Source organism: Neisseria sp. P0021.S005, from assembly GCF_051956955.1.
Window position 1 is genome coordinate 1 of the sequence record NZ_JBQCWY010000468.1, and the last position, 2,369, is coordinate 2,369.

The following is a 2,369-nucleotide window of genomic DNA, read 5'->3' on the forward strand; positions in this document are numbered from 1 at the left end:
CTGGTATCTAATGAATTTTTATTATCACTTAAAAATTTAAGAATAATACCCGTCATTGCACCTTTAACGATTTCCTTACTCATTTCATCACTATTTTTTAATGCCCCCAAAACAGTTCCACCAGTTATCCCTAATAAAATTGAGGATAGATATTCTACAAACTTATTTTCATTTCCTTCTTTTTTCTTTAATTCTAATTTTCGAGCTTCCTCACTACTGTCAAAAATAGTTTTTCCATTTTTAAAAATTTTCAAATATTCATGTTTCACCGATACAGGCACTGTAGGCAATGAGGGGAGTAACGATGATTTACTTAGAAGAATATCTATTTCATATTCATATACTTGTTCTTCAATCTCTGCATTTATTCGATAGCTGATAATCTCATTTTTCTGTTTTGGATCAATTAAGTTTTTCACACCACCAAACTCAGATACTGCCTTGCTCACTCCCATATCAATCACTTTTGATAAAAATGCCAAGGCATCGACAAAATTGCTTTTACCCGTACCGTTTGCCCCCGCTAAAACCATAAAAGGAGAAACATCTTTTAGCTCTACATTTTGGATACTTTTAAATCCTTTAATTTCCAAATAGTTAATTTTCATTTTTAATTCTCTTGAATTTATCAACAAAACGTGTTTGAAAGCATACAGAGCATTTCATAGGATGGCAACCTTTTTCTTGTGCAAAAATCAAGCTATACTATTGTTTTAAAAAACATTATTCTTACATGAATTCTCAGATAAGTATCAACTTTGCTAGAACGCCGTTTTTAAAATATTGGTATAAAAATTTTTCCGAAACTCTTTTCAGACGACCTCGGCATCGCGTGGATAGCACAGTATGAGCTTGGCAGATGCACTCCATTCGGGACAACTGGTCGAGCTCTTCCCCGAATACGCCATTACTTACGATCCGCTTTACCTCTATTCCCCAGCCGCCGCGGGCATTCGAATGTGTTTAAGTTGATTGTGGATGTGCTGCGGGTAGAGGTCGTCTGAAATTTGACGCCATCCCGTCCAAGTGTTATTAATAATTCCTATTCACAAACAAACAGGAATAAACATGAAAAAAGTTGGTAACAAAGTAGTCGTTGTGGGCTTGGGTGCGGTCGGTGTCAGCTACGCCTATTCCATGCTCAACCAAGCCTTGTGCGACGATATGGTTTTAATCGACATCAACCGCACGCGTGCTGAAGGCGAGGCGCGCGACTTCCGCCACGGAATGCCTTATGCCGCTTCGCCTGCACGCATTTACGTCGGCGATTACGATGATTGTTCGGATGCAGACATCGTGTGTATTTGCGCGGGCGCGGCGCAGGCACCCGGCGAAACCCGTTTGGACTTAATCAACAAAAACCTGCGCATCTTCCACGACATCGTTTCGAAAGTCATGGCTTCCGGCTTTGACGGTATCTTCTTGGTTGCCTCCAATCCTGTGGACGTACTGTCTTATACCGTTCTGCGCTTCTCAGGCCTGCCCAAAGAGCGCGTTATCGGCTCGGGCACCATCCTTGACTCCGCCCGTTTCCGCGTTTGCTTGGGCAACGAGTTCGACGTCGCGCCTTGGAGCGTCGATGCCATGATGATCGGCGAACACGGCGACAGCATCATTGCGCTTTGGAGCACCGCCAACATCGCCGGTATGTCGGTTCAGAAGATGCTGGAACAATCGGAAGACGGGCAGGCGCGTATGGACAAAATCTATAACAACGTGCGCAATGCCGCCTACGAAGTCATCGCCGCCAAAGGCACGACCAGCCACGGCATCGGCATGGGCTTAAGCCGCATCTCCAACGCCATCCTGCACAATCAAGGCGTCGTATTGCCCGTTTCCACCTTGCTAGAAGGCGAGTTCGGACAAAACGGTGTGTATATCGGCGTACCGACCGTCGTCAACCGCCAAGGTGCGGTACGCATCATTGAACGATGAAGCCGAACGCTTTGCCCGCTCGGCGGAGCTGTTGAAAAGCTATCAACGCAAAGTCGATGAAATGGTCGGATAAATAGAATAGCCTCTGAATAAAACGTCGTCTGAAAACTGGAAATCTGGTTTTCAGACGACGTTTGCTGTCTTCGTCCAATTTGTCTTCATAACGGGTCAGATATTCGACCAAAGCCGCACGGTGCGCCGCACGTTCTTCTCGGTTGCCCAAGCTGTTGATTTCCAAAGTCAGGTAATCGCGGATACCCAGCTTGTCCCACAAATCCGCCGACATCGCGATGATTTCCGCGTCGATGTCCGGGCCTTCAAAACCCAACGCCTCGATACCGACCTGATGAAACTGGCGGTAGCGTCCTTTTTGCGGACGCTCGCGGCGGAACATCGGACCCATGTACCACAGCTTTTGCGGGCTGTTGTACAAC

General features: G+C 45.8%; 2 protein-coding genes and 2 pseudogenes. 2 read left to right on the plus strand and 2 right to left on the minus strand.

Features of this window, described 5'->3' with window-relative positions; all coding sequences use genetic code 11:
• On the minus strand, nt 1-608 hold a 608-nt coding region (locus ACTHUE_RS15670), incomplete at its 3' end, for an AAA family ATPase (protein ID WP_440423947.1).
• A gap of 238 nt (nt 609-846) precedes the next feature.
• Between ACTHUE_RS15670 and ACTHUE_RS15675 the strand changes: the two genes are divergently transcribed.
• Together ACTHUE_RS15675 and ACTHUE_RS15680 are read left to right on the plus strand one after the other, a co-directional pair.
• Entirely contained in the window at nt 847-972 is a 126-nt protein-coding gene (locus ACTHUE_RS15675) for a hypothetical protein (protein ID WP_264081756.1), read from the plus strand.
• A gap of 96 nt (nt 973-1,068) precedes the next feature.
• Nucleotides 1,069-2,008 (plus strand): annotated as a pseudogene (locus tag ACTHUE_RS15680) (L-lactate dehydrogenase).
• A gap of 45 nt (nt 2,009-2,053) precedes the next feature.
• Here ACTHUE_RS15680 and ACTHUE_RS15685 read toward each other — a convergent pair.
• Nucleotides 2,054-2,369: pseudogene (locus ACTHUE_RS15685) on the minus strand (aminoacyl--tRNA ligase-related protein); the annotation flags it as partial.